The organism is Streptomyces sp. NPDC053755, from assembly GCF_040677675.1.
Classification (GTDB): domain Bacteria; phylum Actinomycetota; class Actinomycetes; order Streptomycetales; family Streptomycetaceae; genus Streptomyces.
Map to the genome: position 1 here is coordinate 1 of NZ_JBFASK010000021.1, position 19,873 is coordinate 19,873.

Sequence of the window (19,873 nt, forward strand, 5' to 3'; positions counted from 1 at the left end):
GACGATTCCGGTGGTGGAGCCGGCGAGACGGCGGGCGTCCTTGGTGGCCCCGGCGCCGGGGCCCCCGCCCCGGCAAGCGGGAGTCGGCGGCAGGCCATGGCGGTGCCCACGGGCGGCCTGGGGGCGTTCTCGGGCCCGCGAGGCGAGCGGGGGCCGCCTCCCGCGGCGTGGGGCCGGGGCAGGGCCGCACCGAGGGCCCGGAGCGTTGCCGGGATGACCCCACCACGGCGGCTTCGCGCGGTGGCGAGGTCCGTCGCCGCCCCGCGCCGCGCCCCCGCTCCCCGCCGGCCCGCCCGGCCCGTGCCGCCGATCCTCACCGCTCCCGGACGTCCGGTTTCCGCCCGATCGCCCCTCGATCCACGGCCGTTCGCGCGTCCGCCTTCTCCGGGGCCGTTCCGCGCTTCGCGCGCGTGGGCATTTGTTTTGACCGGAGTCCATACGGTAGGTACGCTCAGACCTTGTGCCTGGGGTGTGCCTGGGCTCGTGTGCGTGTCCTCAACCGCATGGCGAGTCCGTCAACGGCCACCGCAATCTGCGCCTTCTCCGCTTCCCGCGGGGGTCCGCAGTATTCGACACACCCGACCGCGTGGGTCGGCGATGTTCCAGGTTAGTTTTACGACGGCACACAGAAACCGGAGAAGTAGTGCCTACGATCCAGCAGCTGGTCCGGAAGGGCCGGCAGGACAAGGTCGAGAAGAACAAGACGCCCGCACTCGAGGGTTCCCCTCAGCGTCGCGGCGTCTGCACGCGTGTGTTCACGACCACCCCGAAGAAGCCGAACTCGGCCCTCCGTAAGGTCGCGCGTGTGCGTCTGACCTCCGGCATCGAGGTCACGGCCTACATCCCGGGTGAGGGTCACAACCTGCAGGAGCACTCCATCGTGCTCGTGCGTGGTGGCCGTGTGAAGGACCTGCCGGGTGTTCGTTACAAGATCATCCGCGGTTCCCTCGACACGCAGGGCGTCAAGAACCGTAAGCAGGCTCGCAGCCGCTACGGCGCCAAGAAGGAGAAGTAAGAATGCCTCGTAAGGGCCCCGCCCCGAAGCGCCCGGTCATCATCGACCCGGTCTACAGCTCTCCTCTTGTCACCTCGCTGATCAACAAGATCCTGCTGGACGGCAAGCGTTCCACCGCCGAGCGCATCGTCTACGGCGCCATGGAAGGCCTCCGCGAGAAGACCGGCAACGACCCGGTCATCACGCTGAAGCGCGCCCTCGAGAACGTGAAGCCGTCCCTCGAGGTCAAGTCCCGCCGTGTCGGTGGCGCCACCTACCAGGTGCCGATCGAGGTCAAGCCCGGTCGCGCCTCCACCCTCGCGCTCCGCTGGCTCGTGGGTTACTCCCGCGCCCGTCGCGAGAAGACCATGACCGAGCGCCTCATGAACGAGCTCCTCGACGCCTCCAACGGCCTCGGTGCTTCGGTCAAGAAGCGTGAGGACACGCACAAGATGGCCGAGTCCAACAAGGCCTTCGCGCACTACCGCTGGTAGTCGCAACCCACATCGAGACCGAGAGAAGACTGAGCCGATATGGCTACCACTTCGCTTGACCTTGCCAAGGTGCGCAACATCGGCATCATGGCTCACATCGACGCGGGCAAGACGACCACCACCGAGCGGATCCTGTTCTACACCGGCGTCTCGTACAAGATCGGTGAAGTCCACGACGGCGCTGCCACGATGGACTGGATGGAGCAGGAGCAGGAGCGCGGCATCACGATCACGTCCGCCGCGACGACCTGCCACTGGCCGCTCGAGGACGTCGACCACACCATCAACATCATCGACACCCCGGGCCACGTCGACTTCACCGTCGAGGTGGAGCGTTCGCTCCGCGTGCTCGACGGTGCCGTGACGGTGTTCGACGGCGTCGCCGGTGTCGAGCCCCAGTCCGAGACTGTCTGGCGTCAGGCGGACCGCTACGGCGTGCCGCGTATCTGCTTCGTCAACAAGCTCGACCGTACGGGTGCCGAGTTCCACCGCTGCGTCGACATGATCGTGGAGCGCCTCGGCGCCGTCCCGATCGTCATGCAGCTCCCCATCGGTTCCGAGATGGACTTCCAGGGTGTCGTGGACCTCGTCCGCATGAAGGCCCTGGTCTGGTCCGCGGAAGCGACCAAGGGCGAGATGTACGACGTCGTCGACATCCCGGCCACGCACACCGAGGCCGCTGAAGAGTGGCGCGGCAAGCTGGTCGAGACCGTCGCCGAGAACGACGAAGAGATCATGGAGCTCTTCCTCGAGGGCCAGGAGCCCACCGAGGAGCAGCTGTACGCCGCGATCCGTCGTATCACCATCGCCTCCGGCAAGGGTGGCGGCGAGAAGACGATCACTCCCGTCTTCTGTGGCACCGCGTTCAAGAACAAGGGCGTTCAGCCCCTGCTCGACGCCGTCGTGCGCTACCTCCCCTCCCCCCTGGACGTCGAGGCCATCGAGGGCCACGACGTCAAGGACGCGGAGCTGGTCGTCAAGCGCAAGCCGTCCGAGGCCGAGCCGCTGTCCGCGCTCGCCTTCAAGATCGCGAGCGACCCGCACCTCGGTAAGCTCACCTTCGTCCGGATCTACTCCGGCCGCCTGGAGGCCGGCACCTCGGTGCTGAACTCCGTCAAGGGCAAGCGTGAGCGCATCGGCAAGATCTACCGCATGCACGCGAACAAGCGTGAGGAGATCGACTCGGTGGGCGCCGGCGACATCGTCGCCGTCATGGGCCTGAAGCAGACCACCACCGGTGAGACGCTGTGCGACGAGAAGAACCCGGTGATCCTGGAGTCCATGGACTTCCCGGCGCCGGTCATCCAGGTCGCGATCGAGCCCAAGTCCAAGGGTGACCAGGAGAAGCTGGGTGTCGCCATCCAGCGTCTCGCGGAGGAGGACCCCTCCTTCCAGGTTCACTCGGACGAGGAGACCGGCCAGACCATCATCGGTGGTATGGGCGAGCTTCACCTCGACATCCTCGTCGACCGTATGCGTCGCGAGTTCAAGGTCGAGGCGAACGTCGGCAAGCCGCAGGTCGCCTACCGCGAGACGATCCGCAAGGCCGTCGAGCGCGTGGACTTCACCCACAAGAAGCAGACCGGTGGTACCGGTCAGTTCGCCAAGGTGCAGATCGCGATCGAGCCCATCGAGGGCGGCGACGCCTCGTACGAGTTCGTGAACAAGGTCACCGGTGGCCGCATCCCGAAGGAGTACATCCCTTCGGTCGACGCCGGTGCGCAGGAGGCCATGCAGTTCGGCATCCTGGCCGGCTACGAGATGACGGGCGTCCGCGTCATTCTTCTCGACGGTGGCTACCACGAGGTCGACTCCTCCGAGCTCGCGTTCAAGATCGCCGGTTCGCAGGCGTTCAAGGAGGCCGCGCGCAAGGCCTCCCCCGTGATCCTCGAGCCGATGATGTCCGTCGAGGTCACCACGCCCGAGGACTACATGGGCGAGGTCATCGGTGACATCAACTCCCGCCGTGGTCAGATTCAGGCCATGGAGGAGCGCAGCGGCGCTCGCGTCGTGAAGGGCCTCGTGCCCCTTTCGGAGATGTTCGGCTACGTCGGCGACCTCCGCAGCAAGACCTCGGGTCGCGCAAGCTACTCGATGCAGTTCGACTCCTACGCCGAGGTTCCGCGGAACGTCGCCGAGGAGATCATCGCGAAGGCCAAGGGCGAGTAACTCTCCCAAGTTCACGCTTTAGGCTTGACACCAGTCGCCGGGGCTCGTTCCCCCGAAAACCCGAGGGTTCGGGCCCCGGCGCCTGGCATCCCAGCAAAGATCACCTGGCGCCGATGAAGCAAGGCGTACAGAACCACTCCACAGGAGGACCCAGTGGCGAAGGCGAAGTTCGAGCGGACTAAGCCGCACGTCAACATCGGCACCATCGGTCACATTGACCACGGTAAGACGACCCTCACGGCCGCCATTACCAAGGTGCTGCACGACGCGTACCCGGACCTGAACGAGGCCTCGGCCTTCGACCAGATCGACAAGGCTCCTGAGGAGCGCCAGCGCGGTATCACCATCTCCATCGCGCACGTCGAGTACCAGACCGAGTCGCGTCACTACGCCCACGTCGACTGCCCCGGTCACGCGGACTACATCAAGAACATGATCACGGGTGCCGCGCAGATGGACGGCGCCATCCTCGTGGTCGCCGCCACCGACGGCCCGATGCCGCAGACCAAGGAGCACGTGCTCCTGGCCCGCCAGGTCGGCGTTCCGTACATCGTCGTCGCCCTGAACAAGGCCGACATGGTGGACGACGAGGAGATCCTGGAGCTCGTCGAGCTCGAGGTGCGTGAGCTCCTCTCCGAGTACGAGTTCCCGGGCGACGACCTGCCGGTCGTCAAGGTCTCGGCGCTCAAGGCGCTCGAGGGCGACAAGGAGTGGGGCCAGTCGGTCCTGAACCTGATGGCCGCCGTCGACGAGGCGATCCCGCAGCCCGAGCGTGACGTCGACAAGCCGTTCCTGATGCCGATCGAGGACGTCTTCACGATCACCGGTCGTGGCACCGTCGTCACCGGTCGTATCGAGCGTGGTGTCCTCAAGGTCAACGAGACCGTCGACATCGTCGGTATCAAGACCGAGAAGGTCACCACCACGGTCACCGGCATCGAGATGTTCCGCAAGCTGCTCGACGAGGGCCAGGCCGGTGAGAACGTCGGTCTGCTCCTCCGTGGCATCAAGCGCGAGGACGTCGAGCGCGGCCAGGTCATCATCAAGCCCGGTTCGGTCACGCCGCACACGAGCTTCGAGGCCCAGGCCTACATCCTGTCGAAGGACGAGGGTGGCCGTCACACCCCGTTCTTCAACAACTACCGCCCGCAGTTCTACTTCCGTACCACGGACGTGACCGGCGTCGTGACCCTCCCCGAGGGCACCGAGATGGTCATGCCGGGCGACAACACCTCCATGACCGTCGAGCTGATCCAGCCCGTCGCCATGGAGGAGGGCCTGAAGTTCGCCATCCGTGAGGGTGGCCGGACCGTGGGCGCCGGCCAGGTCGTCAAGATCAACAAGTAATTGTCGATCGTCTCACCTGTGCCGCTCCTGACGGAGCGTCAACAGAGAGCCCCCGTACCGCCGTTCACGGCGGACGGGGGCTTTCCGTCTTCCACCCCGGTGAGGGGAGTGTCATTGCCGGCCAGTAGCATGCGTTCGATTGGCCGTGTCATGTCCATCAGGGGTGGGAGACAACTTGAGTTCGGGACGTCGAGCGAGACGTACGACAGTGGCGGCGCGCGTGCGCCGGACCGCCATCGGGACCGCCATCGGGGTCGTCACGGTCCTGGGCATCCAGGCCGCCGCCAACGGAGCCGTCTTCGGCACCGAGGAGAACGGCGCGCCCGCGGACAAGCCCGGCGTGTACAGCACCGAGACCGGCGACCACGCTTCCGGCAAGAGCGAGCTGCACAAGCTGGCGCTGACCGACAAGGGCAAGGGCGAGGCCGTCCTCACCCAGCGGACCACCGAGCCGTTCGGCCTCCTCGGCGTCTCCTGGAGCGATCCCGAGGAGACGGTCAAGGGGAAGATCGAGGCGCGCACGCGCGACGCCGAGACCGGTGAGTGGACCGGCTGGCAGGAGCTGGAGCCGTATCCGGCGCTGCTCGACGGCAAGCGCGCCGGCGCCCGTGGCTCCACCGAGCCGGTCTGGGTGGGCGCCTCCGACGGCGCCGAGGTGAGGGTCAGCGACGGAGCCGCCGCCGGCACGCTGCCGGCCGGTCTGCGGCTGGAGATGGTCGACCCGGGTGCCGCCGCCTCGGAGGCCAAGGAGGACGGCGAGCTGAACGCCGAGCCCGCCGCCTTCTCCGCGGACGTCCCGCCGACCCCCACCGGCCCGGCGTCGACCGCCCCGCAGCCCAAGGTCGTCACCCGCGCCGCGTGGGAGGCGGACGAGAGCCTGAACGACGAGGGCCCGATCTACCTCCCCGGAGGCAAGATCAAGGCGGTCTTCGTCCACCACACGACGAACGCCGACTACGAATGCTCGGAGTCCGCGGCCGTCGTCAAGTCCATCCACGTCTACCACGTGAAGACCAACGGGTGGCGCGACCTGGGCTACAACTTCCTCGTCGACAAGTGCGGGACCATCTTCGAGGGCCGCCAGGGCGGCATCGACCAGCCGGTCCTCGGCGCGCACACCTACGGCTGGAACTCCGAGTCCACCAGTGTCTCGATCATCGGTGACTACACCAGCCAGGCCGCCTCGAACGCGGCGCTGATCTCCGCCTCGCGCGTGGCCGCGTACAAGCTCGGGCAGTACGGCGTCGACCCGCTGAGCAAGGCCACGCTGACCGCGGGCGCCACGCAGACCAACTACTTCGGCACCTCGTTCACGACGGGCCAGACGTACTCGTTCGACGCCATCTCCGGTCACCGCAACGGCTTCAACACCCAGTGCCCGGGCAACATGCTCTACCCGCAGCTGCCGACCATCCGCAGCTACGCCTCCGGCACCGTCGCCAACCTGAAGATCGACTCCATATCCGGCGGCGCGACCGCGGCCGGCAGTGGCTACGAGACGCCGGGCCCGCTGACGGTCGACTGGTCCACGAGCACCCCGAACGCCCTCGTCCACAAGTTCGAGCTGCTCGTCGACGGCCAGGTGGCGACCTGGTCCTGGGGTCACATGCGGAGCGCCTCGGCCACGGTCACGGGCTACGGCGCCCACCAGGTCGCCGTCCGGGCCACGCACACGTCCGGCAAGACGACCACCACCCCGGCCGTCACGGTGACCGTCCCCGGCCCCAAGACGTTCAAGCCCGTCACCCCGACCCGCCTGATGGACACCCGGGCCGGTCTCGGTGTGCCGAAGGCCAAGGTCGGCCCCGCCGGTGTGGTGACCCTCCAGGTCACCGGTGCCAACGGCATCCCGGCCACCAACGTCGGCGCCGTCGTGCTGAACGTGACCGCGACCGCCCCCACGGCGACGAGCTTCGTGTCGGTCTACCCGAACGGCACGGCCCGCACGAGCGCGTCGAACCTGAACTTCACCGCCGGCAAGACGATCCCCAACCTGGTCGTCGTCCCGGTCGTGAACGGCAAGGTCAGCTTCTACAACCACGCCGGCACCGTCGACCTGATCGCCGACATCACCGGCTACTACACGACCGACACCACGGGCTCCACGCACGTCAACCACGGCCCGCTGCGGCTCATGGACACGCGTTCCGGTCTCGGTGTGCCGAAGGCCAAGGTCGGCCCGGACAGCGTCGTGACGCTGCCGGTCGCGGGCGTGCAGGGCGTTCCGGAGGCCGGCGTGACCGCCGTGGTCCTCAACGTGACGGCGACCGCCCCGACCTCGGCGAGCTACGTCTCGGTCTACCCCAGCGGGACGACCCGGACGAGCGCGTCGAACCTGAACTTCACCGCCGGGCAGACGATCCCGAACCTCGTGGTCGTCCCGGTCGTGGACGGCAAGGTCAGCTTCTACAACCGCTCCGGCTCCGTGGACCTGATCGCGGACATCACCGGCTACTTCACCTCCGGTGGTGAGGGCGCGTCCCACATCAACCTGGGTCCGAAGCGGCTGATGGACACCCGGTCCGGCCTCGGCGTCGCCAAGGCCCCGGTCGCCGGCGGCAGCGTCGTGACGCTGCCGGTCGCGGGCGTCCAGGGCGTGCCCGCCACGGGCGTGACCGCCGTGGTCCTCAACGTGACGGCGACCAACCCCACCTCGGGGAGCTTCGTCTCGGTCTACCCGGACGGGACGACCCGGACGAGCGCGTCGAACCTGAACTTCACCGCCGGGCAGACGATCCCGAACCTCGTGGTCGTCCCGGTCGTGAACGGCAAGGTCAGCTTCTACAACCACGCGGGATCGGTCGACCTGATCGCCGACATCACGGGTTACTTCACCCGGTGATCTGACCGCGCGCGAAGGCTCGGGCCCGTCTCCCTCCGGGGAGGCGGGCCCGAGCCGCGTTCAGCTTCGTGCGCCCCGCTCGGGCCGCCACGTCCACGGGCGGGCGTCGGCGCCCAGGCCGACGGCGGTGGCTCCGTCCGCGCCGAGCAGCAGGGCGGCGCCCCCCACCGGTGCCGGGCCCTGGGTACGGGTGTGCAGGCGGCCGCCGCGGCGCAGCTGGAGCCGGCCGCGGAGGTCCTTGCCGAGCAGGACGGTCGACCGGGCGTCGGCGGCCGCGGTCACCAGGCCGTAGCCGTCGAAGGCCGCGTCCCCGCCGCCGCTCGACAGGAGTTCCTTGGCGGCGGGCTCGCGGCGGTACACCTCCACGCCGTCGGGGCGGCGCGGGGCGGGGACCGCGGCGACGGGGTCGCCGGCACCCGGGAGCGGCGCGGCGGGAACGCCGTCGATCCAGTGCTCCACGCCCTCCCGTCCCGCCGCCAGGAGGTGGACCCGACCGGCGCCGTCGGCGAGGGCCGTCAGCCCGTCCTGGACCTCCGCGTCCCCCCGAAGGGCGCGCCAGGGGCTCCAGACGCCGGCGGTGTCCCGTACCCGCGTCGACACGCCCTTGCCCGCGTCGCGTACGAAGAGGTGGACCCGGCCGTCGGGGGCGGTGACGGCCACCGGCACGCCGATCCGGCGGCCCCGGTCGTCGCCGCGCTCCGGATTGCCGAGACCCCGCCAGGCGTGGAAGGGGCCGCCGGGGGAGCGCTGCTCCAGCAGGACGACCTCACGCCTGTTCGGGCCGCCGTGGCCGCCGAGGGCGGCGAAACGCACGCCGACGAGGAGCACCCGGCCGTCGGGCAGCAGGGCCGAGCCCAGCTCCGGCGCGAGCGGGCCGCCCCCGAGGTCCTCCGGTTCGCCCCAGAGGCCCGAGCCCTTCTCCGTCTCGCGCCAGCGGACCGCGCGCAGGCCGAGCACCCCGTAGGCGACGAGCCGCCCGTCGGGCTGGGCGAGGACGGCCGGCCCGCGGCCCGGCCAGCGGTGGTGGGTGGCGCGTACCCAGCCCTTCCGGTTGGTGAGGGGGCGGTCGCCGCCGACGCCGTAGTCGCCGCAGCCGGAGGGGTTGCCGCACTCCCAGGACGGGTCGCCGCCGTACGCGACGAGGTGTCCGGCCTTCTCCGCGAGGACCTGCGGGGGGAGGTTCTTCGGCCAGTGGCGGTTGTAGTAGCCGCGGAACGCCGTCGTGGTGAACGCCGGTACCGGCTCGCCGTCCCGGGCGGAGTCGGCGACCCAGCGGATGAGCGAGGCCCACGAGAAGCAGGCGACGGCGGTGTGGTCGCCGTGGTCGGAGTAGCCGGGCTGCTCGCTGTCGCGCTTGCGGGCGGCCTCGTCGCCGAGCTGGATGTCCGGGTCCGGGTCGAGGGTCTGGACGACGGTGGGCCGGTACCGCTCCAGGAGGCCCACGAGGACGTCGACGAGACCTTCGTGGTCGTACGGCTGGGAGCGGTCGACGGGGGAGCCGGCGGAGACGTGGGTGGGCAGTTCGAGGGCGCGGTCGTTCCAGAGGGCGGGCAGGGCCATGTAGCGGCGCGGGGTGTGCATCGGCAGGTTGAGGAAGATCAGCTCGACCCGGCGTCCTCCGTGGGTCAGCGTGTCGATCTCGGCCCGGCGGCCCCCGCGCAGGGTGACGACGCCCCGGTCCCAGGGAGTGAACCGGTCGAGCCCGATCGCCTCGGCGTAGGCCTGGCGCAGGCCCTGGTGCCGGGCCGAGGAGTAGGCGGCCTTGTCGGGTGCCGTCGCCGGCATTCCTTTGACGCGGTTCACGCCGGTGTGCTCGCCGGCGGTGACGTAGACGGAGACGAGGGGGACACCGGCGTCGAGCAAGCGCCGGGTGTCCGGGTTCATGAAGTAGAGGTCGTCGTCCGGGTGCGCGGCGAACTGCATCAGCCGGGCGCGCGGGGAACGGGCGATCGGCATCCCGGGCGCCGGGTCGGCCGTGGGGGCGGACCGGCGGGGCGCGGGGACGGAGCACCCGGCGAGGGCGGCGCTCCCCGCGAGGGCGGCCGCGGCGACGGCGGTGGCGAGCACCCCGCGCCGGCGGGGCCGGTAGGCCCCGGATACGGATGTGTCGTCCACTGGTGGTGCTTCCCCCGCGCTGTGTATCCGGTCATCGAGCGCCTGGGAAGACGATGGCCGCGTGCGAAAGGTTGTACGGGAGTCGGTCACATGGACGCAGGTCACACCGCCGGGGTCCGGCGGCCGGTCCGCGCGGGCCTGCCGGCCGCCCCGGAGCCGGGGGAGAGGCACGGCCCCTCTCGCCCGTGTCCAGCGCCTACGCCGGTCCGTGCGCTCGCCGCCCGGCGCTCGGGCCACGGATCGGCGACCGCGCTGACCTGCCTTTTCGTGGTGCCCCGCCCCGTGAGAGTCTCCGGTCCGACACGTTCGACAGGGGTGGGGCACATGAGCGAGAAGGAACCGTCGGTCTCCGACGAGGAATGGGCCGCGATCGTCAGCGCCGCCGAGCTGGAAGGGCTCGGCGCGGGGGTGCGCAAGCCGCGTCGGCGGCGCTTCGCGCGCAAGGCCGCTCCGGCCCGGCCCGCCGAGCAGGCGGAAGGCCGGCGCACGGGGCCCGCGTGGCGTGAGATGGACGGTCGCCGCAACGCCCGGCGCCAGGCGAAGGGCGTCCTGGGGATGGTGCTCGTGGTCGGCCTCGGCCTCGTGGCCCTGCGCCCTGAGCTGCTGACCGACCGGCTTCCGGACGGCTGGCCCGGTGGTACGGAGACGGCCCCCTTGGCCGCCGAGACCGCGCCGCCCTCCGCCGCCCCCGCGCAGGAGGCGTTCCCGGACGCCCCGACCCTGAAGGAGCCCTTCCGGGGGTCCCCGGCCCTGCGCTGGGCGGACGGGGCCGCGGGCATCGAGCTGCCTCCGGCGAAGGCCGTCGGCTGGATGTCGAAGGAGCGTACGAGAGCGGCGCTGGAGAAGGCCAAGGCGTTCCTGGTCGCGGCCAACCTCGATCCGGCCGTGCTCGAGGGCGGGAAGCCCGCCGCCGCGCTCGCGCTGCTCGACCCGAAGTACGAGGGCCTCCGGCCGGACGCGGAGCGGTCCCTGGCCGCGCCCACCGAGGAACTCCGACCGACGATGTTCTTCAGCCGTTTCGACCCGCGCGAGGTGCGGCTCGTGGGCGGCGTGGTGAAGGTCCGCGGACGGATGACCGTGGAGAAGGGCGAGGGGAAGGACGCCGGCGAGGTCCTGGTCCACGCCGACCACACCTTCGTCTACCCGGTGGTGAAGACCCGGCCCGGCGCCGACGAGGTGACCCGGACGATCGTCCGCCGCGTGATCACGTTCTCCTTCGCCGACCCGGCCCGATTCGCCGTGACCCAGGGGCTGTTGGGGGTGAACAGCTGGAACTCGACCGTCGGCAACGACGACTGCGGCCGTCCCGAGGACGGCTTCTACCACCCGATGTTCCGGGAGGACCTGCTCGCCGATCCCGGCCCGGCGCGCTCGGGTCCGACCGTGGATCCGTACGACCGCAGCACGAGCCTGGACGACCGCCCGCAGGAGTGCGGCACGGTCACCCGCAGCTGAGCCGCCGGGGGAGCGGGTCCGTTCGTCCCCGGCCGTGCCGCCGGGGGAGCGGACCCGTTCGCCCGTGACCCCGCGTGTACCCGTACGTGACGTGGGGTACAGTCTTGCGCCCCGATTGGCGGCCGGATGCCCCCGTATGGCAGACTGTCGGGGTTGCTCGGTTGAGTGCCGATGCTGCGCGCCTCCCGTCGGGAGGACCGGAAGCGAGTCCCACAGTACTCGTCGACCCCACGCGGGTCGGACGTACGGGAATCTTCTGGGAAGCGTCAGCGGGGTACCGACCAGGCACTCGGCGGGTGTTCTGCCCCCGGCTCGCGGTCACAGGGACCGCACCCCCTTGGTTGGGAAATCCTCAGGGATTTCTGCGTAGAGGGAGTGCGACACGCCCGACCGCGTGGGTCGGAGGCGGAGTCAAGAGAAGCCCCGAGTTCCAGAGCGTTACGAGAGACAGGACTACTGAGTAGCCATGGCGGGACAGAAGATCCGCATCCGGCTCAAGGCCTACGACCACGAGGTCATCGACTCCTCGGCGAAGAAGATCGTCGAGACGGTGACCCGCACTGGTGCGTCGGTCGCGGGCCCGGTGCCGCTGCCCACTGAGAAGAACGTGTACTGCGTCATCAAGTCGCCGCACAAGTACAAGGACTCGCGCGAGCACTTCGAGATGCGCACGCACAAGCGCCTCATCGACATCCTCGACCCCACGCCGAAGACGGTCGACTCGCTCATGCGTCTCGACCTGCCGGCGGGCGTCGACATCGAGATCAAGCTCTGAGGTGACGCGCGAGATGGCAAAGAACATTAAGGGCGTCCTGGGCGAGAAGCTCGGCATGACCCAGGTCTGGGACGAGAACAACCGGGTCGTCCCGGTGACCGTCGTCAAGGCCGGGCCGTGCGTCGTCACCCAGGTGCGCACCAACGACATCGACGGCTACGAGTCGGTCCAGATCGCCTTCGGCGAGATCGACCCGCGCAAGGTGAACAAGCCCCTCAAGGGTCACTTCGCCAAGGCAGACGTCACCCCGCGCCGCCACCTGGTGGAGCTTCGTACCGCTGACGCCAGCGAGTACACGCTCGGCCAGGAGATCACCGCCGCCGTGTTCGAGTCGGGCGTCAAGGTCGACGTCACCGGCAAGAGCAAGGGCAAGGGCTTCGCCGGTGTCATGAAGCGTCACAACTTCAAGGGCCTCGGCGCCGGTCACGGCACGCAGCGCAAGCACCGCTCCCCCGGTTCCATCGGTGGCTGCGCCACCCCGGGCCGTGTGTTCAAGGGCCTCCGCATGGCGGGTCGCATGGGCAACGAGCGGGTCACCACCCAGAACCTGACCGTCCACGCCGTTGACGCGGAGAAGGGTCTGCTGCTCATCAAGGGCGCGGTCCCCGGCCCGAACGGTGGCCTCGTCCTGGTCCGTACCGCGGCCAAGGGGGTTTGAGGAACCGATGAGCACCATTGACATCCTTTCGCCGGCAGGCGACAAGGCCGGGACCGTCGAGCTCCCCGCGGAGATCTTCGACGCGAAGACCAGCGTTCCGCTGATCCACCAGGTCGTCGTCGCCCAGCTGGCCGCTGCCCGTCAGGGCACGCACAAGACCAAGCGCCGTGGCGAAGTCCGCGGTGGTGGCAAGAAGCCCTACCGCCAGAAGGGCACCGGCCGCGCGCGCCAGGGTTCGACCCGTGCGCCGCAGTTCGCCGGCGGTGGCGTCGTCCACGGCCCCGTGCCGCGTGACTACTCGCAGCGCACCCCGAAGAAGATGAAGGCCGCCGCCCTGCGCGGTGCCCTCTCGGACCGGGCGCGCCACTCCCGCATCCACGTCGTCACCGGCGTGGTCGAGGGTGAGGTCTCCACCAAGGCCGCGAAGACGCTGTTCGGCAAGATCTCGGAGCGCAAGAACCTGCTCCTGGTCGTCGACCGCGCCGACGAGGCCGCGTGGCTCTCCGCCCGCAACCTGCCCCAGGTTCACATCCTGGAGCCGGGCCAGCTCAACACGTACGACGTGATCGTCTCCGACGACGTGGTCTTCACCAAGGCCGCCTTCGAGTCCTTCGTGTCTGGCCCCCAGACCGCTGAGACCGAAGGGAGCGAGGCCTGATGTCCGAGGCCACGATCACCAGCAAGACCTTCACGGACCCGCGCGACATCCTCGTCAAGCCGGTTGTCTCCGAGAAGAGCTACGCGCTGCTCGACGAGAACAAGTACACGTTCATCGTCGCGCCCGGATCCAACAAGACCCAGATCAAGCAGGCCGTCGAGGCGGTCTTCTCGGTCAAGGTCACCGGGGTCAACACGATCAACCGTCAGGGCAAGCGCAAGCGCACCCGCACCGGTTTCGGCAAGCGTGCCAACACCAAGCGCGCCATCGTGACCCTTGCCGAGGGCAACCGTATCGACATCTTCGGCGGCCCGACCGCCTGACGGCGGTCGAGTCGTCCGGAATCGGACGAGGACTGAGAAATGGGAATCCGCAAGTACAAGCCGACTACGCCGGGCCGCCGTGGCTCCTCCGTAGCCGACTTCGTCGAGATCACGCGGTCCACGCCGGAGAAGTCGCTGGTCCGCCCGCTGCACAGCAAGGGCGGCCGTAACAACACCGGTCGTGTGACCGTCCGTCACCAGGGCGGTGGCCACAAGCGCGCCTACCGCGTGATCGACTTCCGTCGTCACGACAAGGACGGCGTGCCGGCCAAGGTCGCTCACATCGAGTACGACCCGAACCGCACCGCGCGCATCGCGCTGCTCCACTACGTGGACGGCGAGAAGCGCTACATCATCGCCCCGCGTGGCCTCTCGCAGGGCGACCGGGTCGAGAACGGCCCCGGCGCCGACATCAAGCCCGGCAACAACCTGGCCCTCCGCAACATCCCGGTCGGTACCACGATCCACGCGATCGAGCTCCGTCCCGGCGGTGGCGCCAAGTTCGCCCGTTCCGCGGGTGCCTCCGTGCAGCTGCTGGCGAAGGAGGGCACCATGGCCCACCTTCGTATGCCGTCCGGTGAGATCCGTCTGGTCGACGTCCGCTGCCGCGCCACTGTTGGCGAGGTCGGCAACGCCGAGCAGTCGAACATCAACTGGGGCAAGGCCGGCCGCAAGCGCTGGCTGGGCGTTCGCCCGACCGTTCGCGGTGTGGCGATGAACCCGGTCGACCACCCGCACGGTGGTGGTGAGGGCAAGACCTCCGGTGGTCGCCACCCGGTCTCCCCGTGGGGTCAGAAGGAGGGTCGTACTCGCTCGCCGAAGAAGGCTTCGAGCAAGTACATCGTCCGCCGCCGCAAGACGAACAAGAAGCGCTAGGAGCGGGTTTAGATGCCGCGCAGTCTCAAGAAGGGGCCCTTCGTCGACGACCACCTCGTAAAGAAGGTGGACGCCCAGAACGAAGCCGGCACCAAGAACGTCATCAAGACCTGGTCCCGTCGCTCGATGATCATCCCGGCCATGCTCGGCCACACGATCGCGGTGCACAACGGCAAGACCCACATTCCGGTGTTTGTCACCGAGTCGATGGTCGGCCACAAGCTCGGCGAGTTCTCGCCGACGCGCACCTTCCGGGGTCACGTGAAGGACGACCGGAAGTCGAAGCGCCGCTAGTAGCGGGGTGGAATGACCATGACAGACACTGGAAGGACAACCATGGAAGCCAGGGCCCAGGCGCGGTACATCCGCGTTACGCCCATGAAGGCCCGCCGTGTGGTGGACCTTATCCGTGGCATGGATGCCACGGAGGCTCAGGCGGTCCTGCGTTTCGCCCCGCAGGCCGCGAGCGTGCCGGTCGGCAAGGTGCTGGACAGCGCCATCGCCAACGCCGCGCACAACTACGACCACAGTGACGCCTCTTCGCTGTACATCAGCGAGGCGTTCGTGGATGAGGGCCCGACCCTGAAGCGGTTCCGTCCGCGTGCTCAGGGCCGCGCCTACCGGATCCGTAAGCGGACCAGCCACATCACCGTGGTCGTCAGCAGCAAGGAAGGAACCCGGTAATGGGCCAGAAGGTTAACCCGCATGGGTTCCGGCTCGGCATCACCACGGACTTCAAGTCCCGCTGGTACGCCGACAAGCTGTACAAGGACTACGTCAAGGAAGACGTCGCCATCCGTCGGATGATGACGTCCGGCATGGAGCGCGCCGGCATCTCGAAGGTCGAGATCGAGCGCACCCGTGACCGCGTGCGGGTGGACATCCACACCGCTCGTCCCGGCATCGTCATCGGCCGCCGTGGCGCCGAGGCCGACCGCATCCGCGGCGACCTCGAGAAGCTCACGGGCAAGCAGGTCCAGCTGAACATCCTCGAGGTCAAGAACCCCGAGATGGACGCTCAGCTGGTCGCGCAGGCCGTTGCCGAGCAGCTCTCCTCCCGCGTCTCCTTCCGTCGCGCCATGCGTAAGAGCATGCAGGGCACGATGAAGGCCGGCGCCAAGGGCATCAAGATCCAGTGCGGTGGCCGTCTCGGCGGCGCCGAGATGTCCCGCTCGGAGTTCTACCGCGAGGGCCGTGTGCCCCTGCACACGCTCCGCGCGAACGTCGACTACGGCTTCTTCGAGGCCAAGACCACCTTCGGTCGCATCGGCGTGAAGGTCTGGATCTACAAGGGCGACGTCAAGAACATCGCCGAGGTCCGCGCCGAGAACGCCGCGGCCCGTGCGGGTAACCGCCCGGCCCGTGGTGCAGGCGCTGGCGACCGTCCCGCCGGCCGTGGTGGCCGCGGTGGCGAGCGTGGCGGCCGCGGCCGCAAGCCGCAGCAGCAGTCCGCGCCGGCTGCCGAGGCCCCCAAGGCCGACGCTCCCGCCGCCGCTGCCGCTCCGGCTGAGAGCACCGGAACGGAGGCCTGACCGAAATGCTGATCCCCCGTAGGGTCAAGCACCGCAAGCAGCACCACCCGAAGCGCAGCGGTATGTCCAAGGGTGGTACGCAGGTTGCGTTCGGCGAGTACGGCATTCAGGCCCTCACTCCGGCGTACGTGACCAACCGCCAGATCGAGGCGGCCCGTATCGCGATGACCCGCCACATCAAGCGTGGCGGCAAGGTCTGGATCAACATCTACCCGGACCGCCCGCTGACCAAGAAGCCTGCCGAGACCCGCATGGGTTCCGGTAAGGGTTCGCCGGAGTGGTGGATCGCGAACGTCAAGCCCGGTCGGGTGATGTTCGAGCTGTCCTACCCGAACGAGAAGATCGCGCGTGAGGCCCTGACTCGTGCCGCCCACAAGCTGCCGATGAAGTGCAAGATCGTCAAGCGCGAGGCAGGTGAGCTGTGATGTCGGCCGGTACCAAGGCGTCCGAGCTGCGCGAGCTGGGCAACGAGGAGCTTCTCAACAAGCTCCGCGAGGCCAAGGAAGAGCTGTTCAACCTCCGCTTCCAGGCGGCGACGGGCCAGCTCGAGAACCACGGTCGGCTCAAGTCCGTCCGTAAGGACATCGCCCGGATCTACACCCTGATGCGTGAGCGCGAGCTGGGCATCGAGACGGTGGAGAACGCCTGATGAGCGAGAACAATGTGACTGAGCAGAAGACCGAGCGCAACGCCCGCAAGGTCCGTGAGGGCCTGGTCGTCAGCGACAAGATGGACAAGACCGTCGTCGTCGCCGTCGAGGACCGCGTCAAGCACGCGCTGTACGGCAAGGTCATCCGCCGTACCAACAAGCTCAAGGCTCACGACGAGCAGAACGCTGCCGGCGTCGGCGACCGCGTCCTCCTGATGGAGACCCGGAAGCTGTCCGCCTCGAAGCACTGGCGCGTCGTCGAGATCCTCGAGAAGGCCAAGTAATTACTCGAGGGGTTTCCCTCGGGTCAGTTCCGCCAGGCTCGGCGAGGGGTTCCGGTGACGGACCCCTCGCCGGGAACCGGCAGACAAACAGGAGATAGACGTGATCCAGCAGGAGTCGCGACTGCGTGTCGCCGACAACACTGGTGCCAAGGAGATCCTTTGCATCCGTGTTCTCGGTGGTTCCGGTCGCCGCTACGCGGGCATCGGTGACGTCATCGTCGCCACCGTCAAGGACGCGATCCCCGGTGGCAACGTGAAGAAGGGTGACGTCGTCAAGGCGGTCATCGTTCGCACCGTCAAGGAGCGCCGCCGCCAGGACGGCTCGTACATCCGCTTCGACGAGAACGCCGCTGTCATTCTGAAGAACGACGGCGACCCTCGCGGCACCCGTATCTTCGGCCCGGTGGGCCGTGAGCTGCGCGAGAAGAAGTTCATGAAGATCATCTCGCTCGCGCCGGAGGTGCTGTAAGCATGAAGATCAAGAAGGGCGACCTGGTCCAGGTCATCACCGGTAAGGACAAGGGCAAGCAGGGCAAGGTCATCGCGGCCTTCCCCCGCGAGGACCGTGTCCTGGTCGAGGGTGTCAACCGGGTCAAGAAGCACACCAAGGCCGGCCCGTCGCAGGCCGGTGGCATCGTCACGACCGAGGCGCCGGTCCACGTGAGCAACGTTCAGCTCGTCGTGGAGAAGGACGGCAAGAAGGTCGTCACGCGTGTCGGTTACCGCTTCGACGACGAGGGCAACAAGATCCGCGTTGCCAAGCGGACGGGTGAGGACATCTGATGGCTACCACCACGACTCCGCGTCTCAAGACGAAGTACCGCGAGGAGATCGCGGGCAAGCTGCGTGAGGAGTTCTCGTACGAGAACGTCATGCAGGTTCCCGGCCTCGTCAAGATCGTGGTCAACATGGGTGTGGGCGACGCCGCCCGCGACTCCAAGCTGATCGAGGGCGCCATCCGCGACCTCACCACGATCACCGGTCAGAAGCCGGCCGTCACCAAGGCCCGCAAGTCCATCGCGCAGTTCAAGCTGCGTGAGGGACAGCCGATCGGTGCCCACGTCACCCTCCGTGGCGACCGCATGTGGGAGTTCCTGGACCGCACCCTGTCGCTCGCGCTTCCGCGCATCCGCGACTTCCGTGGTCTGTCCCCCAAGCAGTTCGACGGGCGTGGCAACTACACCTTCGGTCTCACGGAGCAGGTCATGTTCCACGAGATCGACCAGGACAAGATCGACCGTGTCCGGGGTATGGACATCACCGTGGTCACCACGGCGACCAACGACGCTGAGGGCCGTGCCCTTCTCCGTCACCTCGGCTTCCCGTTCAAGGAGGCGTAAGCGAGATGGCGAAGAAGGCTCTCATCGCGAAGGCTGCCCGCAAGCCCAAGTTCGGTGTGCGTGCGTACACGCGCTGCCAGCGCTGCGGTCGTCCCCACTCCGTGTACCGCAAGTTCGGCCTGTGCCGCGTGTGCCTTCGTGAGATGGCTCACCGTGGCGAGCTGCCGGGCGTGACCAAGAGCTCCTGGTAATCCCCGTACTTCAGGGGTAACCGGAGTCTCTCGGTAAGCAGAGGGTTGCAGAGGCCCACCTCTCCATGGCTTAGGCTAGGAGGGTTGGGCGTCTGCGCCCGTACGACTTACTACGCCGTAGGTCCCCGCGCCGCACCCGTCCCGCCCCTGTGTGGGGAGAGGGATGGCGCATACAGGAAACCCCGGCGAGAGAGGCCGAAGGCCAATTCATGACCATGACTGATCCGATCGCGGACATGCTGACTCGTCTGCGTAACGCGAACTCGGCATACCACGACTCCGTGACGATGCCGCACAGCAAGATCAAGTCTCACATCGCGGAAATCCTCCAGCAGGAGGGCTTCATCACGGGCTGGAAGGTCGAGGACGCCGAAGTCGGCAAGAACCTCGTCCTGGAGCTCAAGTTCGGTCCGAACCGTGAGCGCTCCATCGCGGGCATCAAGCGGATCTCGAAGCCGGGCCTCCGGGTTTACGCGAAGTCCACCAACCTGCCGAAGGTCCTCGGTGGCCTGGGCGTGGCGATCATCTCCACGTCCCACGGTCTCCTGACCGGCCAGCAGGCAGGCAAGAAGGGCGTAGGTGGGGAAGTCCTCGCCTACGTCTGGTAGTCGGGAACGGAGGAATAGCTAATGTCGCGTATTGGCAAGCTGCCTATCCAGGTTCCCGCCGGTGTGGACGTCACCATCGATGGCCGCACGGTCACGGTCAAGGGTTCCAAGGGCACCCTGAGCCACACCGTCGCCGCGCCGATCGAGATCGTTAAGGGTGAGGACGGCGTTCTCAACGTCACCCGCCCGAACGACGAGCGTCAGAACAAGGCCCTCCACGGCCTGTCCCGCACGCTGGTGGCCAACATGATCACCGGTGTGACCCAGGGATACATCAAGGCGCTCGAGATCAGCGGTGTCGGTTACCGCGTCGCCGCGAAGGGCTCCGGTCTGGAGTTCCAGCTCGGCTACAGCCACCCGATCATGGTCGAGGCGCCCGAGGGCATCTCGTTCAAGGTCGAGTCGCCGACCAAGTTCTCGGTCGAGGGCATCGACAAGCAGAAGGTCGGCGAGGTCGCCGCCAACATCCGCAAGCTTCGCAAGCCCGACCCCTACAAGGCCAAGGGCGTGAAGTATGCGGGTGAGGTCATCCGCCGCAAGGTCGGAAAGGCTGGTAAGTAAGC

At 68.3% G+C, this 19,873-nt stretch carries 24 protein-coding genes; 23 read left to right on the forward strand and 1 reads right to left on the reverse strand.

Annotation, left to right across the window (positions count from 1 at the left end):
- The first annotated feature begins 643 nt into the window (after positions 1-643).
- From rpsL to AB0K65_RS20505, 5 genes are all read left to right on the forward strand, one after another.
- Positions 644-1,015 carry a 30S ribosomal protein S12 gene (gene rpsL, locus AB0K65_RS20485; protein WP_003948652.1) on the forward strand — a complete coding sequence of 124 codons (372 nt, stop codon included), beginning with the start codon at positions 644-646 and terminating at the stop codon, positions 1,013-1,015.
- Positions 1,016-1,017: 2 nt separating this feature from the next.
- Complete coding sequence (rpsG, locus tag AB0K65_RS20490) at positions 1,018-1,488, forward strand: 30S ribosomal protein S7 (protein ID WP_003966970.1); 471 nt, start codon at positions 1,018-1,020, stop codon at positions 1,486-1,488.
- 39 nt (positions 1,489-1,527) lie between these two features.
- Positions 1,528-3,657: an elongation factor G gene (fusA, locus tag AB0K65_RS20495; protein ID WP_365718465.1), complete on the forward strand. Its 2,130-nt coding sequence runs from the start codon at positions 1,528-1,530 to the stop codon at positions 3,655-3,657.
- Between the two features lie 153 nt (positions 3,658-3,810).
- Positions 3,811-5,004, forward strand: a complete 1,194-nt coding sequence (tuf, locus tag AB0K65_RS20500; RefSeq protein ID WP_147980746.1) for an elongation factor Tu — start codon at positions 3,811-3,813, stop codon at positions 5,002-5,004.
- Positions 5,005-5,224: 220 nt separating this feature from the next.
- Positions 5,225-7,846, forward strand: a complete 2,622-nt coding sequence (locus AB0K65_RS20505) for an N-acetylmuramoyl-L-alanine amidase (RefSeq protein ID WP_365718467.1) — start codon at positions 5,225-5,227, stop codon at positions 7,844-7,846.
- 60 nt (positions 7,847-7,906) lie between these two features.
- Here AB0K65_RS20505 and AB0K65_RS20510 read toward each other — a convergent pair whose 3' ends face one another.
- Positions 7,907-9,961 (reverse strand): PIG-L family deacetylase, encoded by a 2,055-nt coding sequence (locus AB0K65_RS20510; RefSeq protein WP_365718469.1) that lies wholly within the window; start codon positions 9,959-9,961, stop codon positions 7,907-7,909.
- A 324-nt stretch (positions 9,962-10,285) separates the two neighbouring features.
- On the opposite strand from AB0K65_RS20510, the gene AB0K65_RS20515 reads away from it, so the two are divergent.
- From AB0K65_RS20515 to rplF, 18 genes are all read left to right on the forward strand, one after another.
- A complete protein-coding gene (locus AB0K65_RS20515; protein ID WP_365718472.1) occupies positions 10,286-11,416 on the forward strand; it encodes a hypothetical protein in 1,131 nt (376 codons plus the stop codon).
- Between the two features lie 466 nt (positions 11,417-11,882).
- Entirely contained in the window at positions 11,883-12,191 is a 309-nt protein-coding gene (gene rpsJ, locus AB0K65_RS20520) for a 30S ribosomal protein S10 (protein WP_003948644.1), read from the forward strand.
- Positions 12,192-12,204: 13 nt separating this feature from the next.
- The gene (gene rplC / locus AB0K65_RS20525; protein ID WP_147980750.1) at positions 12,205-12,849 is read left to right on the forward strand and encodes a 50S ribosomal protein L3; all 645 of its coding nucleotides are present in this window, start codon (positions 12,205-12,207) and stop codon (positions 12,847-12,849) included.
- Between the two features lie 7 nt (positions 12,850-12,856).
- The gene (gene rplD / locus AB0K65_RS20530) at positions 12,857-13,507 is read left to right on the forward strand and encodes a 50S ribosomal protein L4 (protein WP_158989419.1); all 651 of its coding nucleotides are present in this window, start codon (positions 12,857-12,859) and stop codon (positions 13,505-13,507) included.
- Positions 13,507-13,830, forward strand: coding sequence for a 50S ribosomal protein L23 (rplW, locus tag AB0K65_RS20535; RefSeq protein ID WP_158989420.1), 324 nt, complete (start codon positions 13,507-13,509; stop codon positions 13,828-13,830). Before rplD ends, rplW begins: the two co-directional genes overlap by 1 nt.
- A gap of 39 nt (positions 13,831-13,869) precedes the next feature.
- The gene (gene rplB, locus AB0K65_RS20540) at positions 13,870-14,706 is read left to right on the forward strand and encodes a 50S ribosomal protein L2 (protein WP_365718475.1); all 837 of its coding nucleotides are present in this window, start codon (positions 13,870-13,872) and stop codon (positions 14,704-14,706) included.
- Positions 14,707-14,718: 12 nt separating this feature from the next.
- On the forward strand, positions 14,719-15,000 hold the full coding sequence (gene rpsS / locus AB0K65_RS20545; protein ID WP_019888752.1) for a 30S ribosomal protein S19: 282 nt from the start codon (positions 14,719-14,721) through the stop codon (positions 14,998-15,000).
- 42 nt (positions 15,001-15,042) lie between these two features.
- Positions 15,043-15,390: a 50S ribosomal protein L22 gene (gene rplV / locus AB0K65_RS20550; RefSeq protein ID WP_041662774.1), complete on the forward strand. Its 348-nt coding sequence runs from the start codon at positions 15,043-15,045 to the stop codon at positions 15,388-15,390.
- Positions 15,390-16,238 carry a 30S ribosomal protein S3 gene (gene rpsC / locus AB0K65_RS20555; protein ID WP_017239578.1) on the forward strand — a complete coding sequence of 283 codons (849 nt, stop codon included), beginning with the start codon at positions 15,390-15,392 and terminating at the stop codon, positions 16,236-16,238. Before rplV ends, rpsC begins: the two co-directional genes overlap by 1 nt.
- A gap of 5 nt (positions 16,239-16,243) precedes the next feature.
- A complete protein-coding gene (rplP, locus tag AB0K65_RS20560) occupies positions 16,244-16,663 on the forward strand; it encodes a 50S ribosomal protein L16 (protein ID WP_015035580.1) in 420 nt (139 codons plus the stop codon).
- The gene (rpmC, locus tag AB0K65_RS20565; RefSeq protein WP_017239580.1) at positions 16,663-16,887 is read left to right on the forward strand and encodes a 50S ribosomal protein L29; all 225 of its coding nucleotides are present in this window, start codon (positions 16,663-16,665) and stop codon (positions 16,885-16,887) included. The genes rplP and rpmC overlap by 1 nt, the downstream gene beginning before the upstream one ends.
- Positions 16,887-17,171, forward strand: coding sequence for a 30S ribosomal protein S17 (gene rpsQ / locus AB0K65_RS20570; protein WP_158989424.1), 285 nt, complete (start codon positions 16,887-16,889; stop codon positions 17,169-17,171). The genes rpmC and rpsQ overlap by 1 nt, the downstream gene beginning before the upstream one ends.
- Before the next feature lie 100 nt (positions 17,172-17,271).
- On the forward strand, positions 17,272-17,640 hold the full coding sequence (gene rplN / locus AB0K65_RS20575) for a 50S ribosomal protein L14 (RefSeq protein ID WP_003956455.1): 369 nt from the start codon (positions 17,272-17,274) through the stop codon (positions 17,638-17,640).
- A gap of 2 nt (positions 17,641-17,642) precedes the next feature.
- On the forward strand, positions 17,643-17,954 hold the full coding sequence (gene rplX / locus AB0K65_RS20580) for a 50S ribosomal protein L24 (RefSeq protein WP_137993932.1): 312 nt from the start codon (positions 17,643-17,645) through the stop codon (positions 17,952-17,954).
- Positions 17,954-18,511, forward strand: coding sequence for a 50S ribosomal protein L5 (rplE, locus tag AB0K65_RS20585; protein ID WP_019329632.1), 558 nt, complete (start codon positions 17,954-17,956; stop codon positions 18,509-18,511). The genes rplX and rplE overlap by 1 nt, the downstream gene beginning before the upstream one ends.
- Positions 18,512-18,516: 5 nt before the next feature.
- Positions 18,517-18,702 (forward strand): type Z 30S ribosomal protein S14, encoded by a 186-nt coding sequence (locus tag AB0K65_RS20590; protein WP_003956452.1) that lies wholly within the window; start codon positions 18,517-18,519, stop codon positions 18,700-18,702.
- Positions 18,703-18,911: 209 nt separating this feature from the next.
- The gene (gene rpsH / locus AB0K65_RS20595; protein WP_015035585.1) at positions 18,912-19,310 is read left to right on the forward strand and encodes a 30S ribosomal protein S8; all 399 of its coding nucleotides are present in this window, start codon (positions 18,912-18,914) and stop codon (positions 19,308-19,310) included.
- A 21-nt stretch (positions 19,311-19,331) separates the two neighbouring features.
- Positions 19,332-19,871: a 50S ribosomal protein L6 gene (gene rplF / locus AB0K65_RS20600; RefSeq protein ID WP_365718481.1), complete on the forward strand. Its 540-nt coding sequence runs from the start codon at positions 19,332-19,334 to the stop codon at positions 19,869-19,871.
- The last annotated feature ends 2 nt before the right edge of the window (positions 19,872-19,873 follow it).

What these genes read in the sequence shown, in the direction of transcription:
- rpsG (WP_003966970.1), top strand. Translation starts at nt 1,018, where the DNA reads ATGCCTCGTAAGGGCCCCGCCCCGAAGCGCCCGGTCATCATCGACCCG.
- fusA (WP_365718465.1), top strand. Translation starts at nt 1,528, where the DNA reads ATGGCTACCACTTCGCTTGACCTTGCCAAGGTGCGCAACATCGGCATC.
- AB0K65_RS20515 (WP_365718472.1), top strand. Translation starts at nt 10,286, where the DNA reads ATGAGCGAGAAGGAACCGTCGGTCTCCGACGAGGAATGGGCCGCGATC.
- rpsJ (WP_003948644.1), top strand. Translation starts at nt 11,883, where the DNA reads ATGGCGGGACAGAAGATCCGCATCCGGCTCAAGGCCTACGACCACGAG.
- rplC (WP_147980750.1), top strand. Translation starts at nt 12,205, where the DNA reads ATGGCAAAGAACATTAAGGGCGTCCTGGGCGAGAAGCTCGGCATGACC.
- rplD (WP_158989419.1), top strand. Translation starts at nt 12,857, where the DNA reads ATGAGCACCATTGACATCCTTTCGCCGGCAGGCGACAAGGCCGGGACC.
- rplW (WP_158989420.1), top strand. Translation starts at nt 13,507, where the DNA reads ATGTCCGAGGCCACGATCACCAGCAAGACCTTCACGGACCCGCGCGAC.
- rplB (WP_365718475.1), top strand. Translation starts at nt 13,870, where the DNA reads ATGGGAATCCGCAAGTACAAGCCGACTACGCCGGGCCGCCGTGGCTCC.
- rpsS (WP_019888752.1), top strand. Translation starts at nt 14,719, where the DNA reads ATGCCGCGCAGTCTCAAGAAGGGGCCCTTCGTCGACGACCACCTCGTA.
- rplV (WP_041662774.1), top strand. Translation starts at nt 15,043, where the DNA reads ATGGAAGCCAGGGCCCAGGCGCGGTACATCCGCGTTACGCCCATGAAG.
- rpsC (WP_017239578.1), top strand. Translation starts at nt 15,390, where the DNA reads ATGGGCCAGAAGGTTAACCCGCATGGGTTCCGGCTCGGCATCACCACG.
- rplP (WP_015035580.1), top strand. Translation starts at nt 16,244, where the DNA reads ATGCTGATCCCCCGTAGGGTCAAGCACCGCAAGCAGCACCACCCGAAG.
- rpmC (WP_017239580.1), top strand. Translation starts at nt 16,663, where the DNA reads ATGTCGGCCGGTACCAAGGCGTCCGAGCTGCGCGAGCTGGGCAACGAG.
- rpsQ (WP_158989424.1), top strand. Translation starts at nt 16,887, where the DNA reads ATGAGCGAGAACAATGTGACTGAGCAGAAGACCGAGCGCAACGCCCGC.
- rplX (WP_137993932.1), top strand. Translation starts at nt 17,643, where the DNA reads ATGAAGATCAAGAAGGGCGACCTGGTCCAGGTCATCACCGGTAAGGAC.
- rplE (WP_019329632.1), top strand. Translation starts at nt 17,954, where the DNA reads ATGGCTACCACCACGACTCCGCGTCTCAAGACGAAGTACCGCGAGGAG.
- AB0K65_RS20590 (WP_003956452.1), top strand. Translation starts at nt 18,517, where the DNA reads ATGGCGAAGAAGGCTCTCATCGCGAAGGCTGCCCGCAAGCCCAAGTTC.
- rpsH (WP_015035585.1), top strand. Translation starts at nt 18,912, where the DNA reads ATGACCATGACTGATCCGATCGCGGACATGCTGACTCGTCTGCGTAAC.
- rplF (WP_365718481.1), top strand. Translation starts at nt 19,332, where the DNA reads ATGTCGCGTATTGGCAAGCTGCCTATCCAGGTTCCCGCCGGTGTGGAC.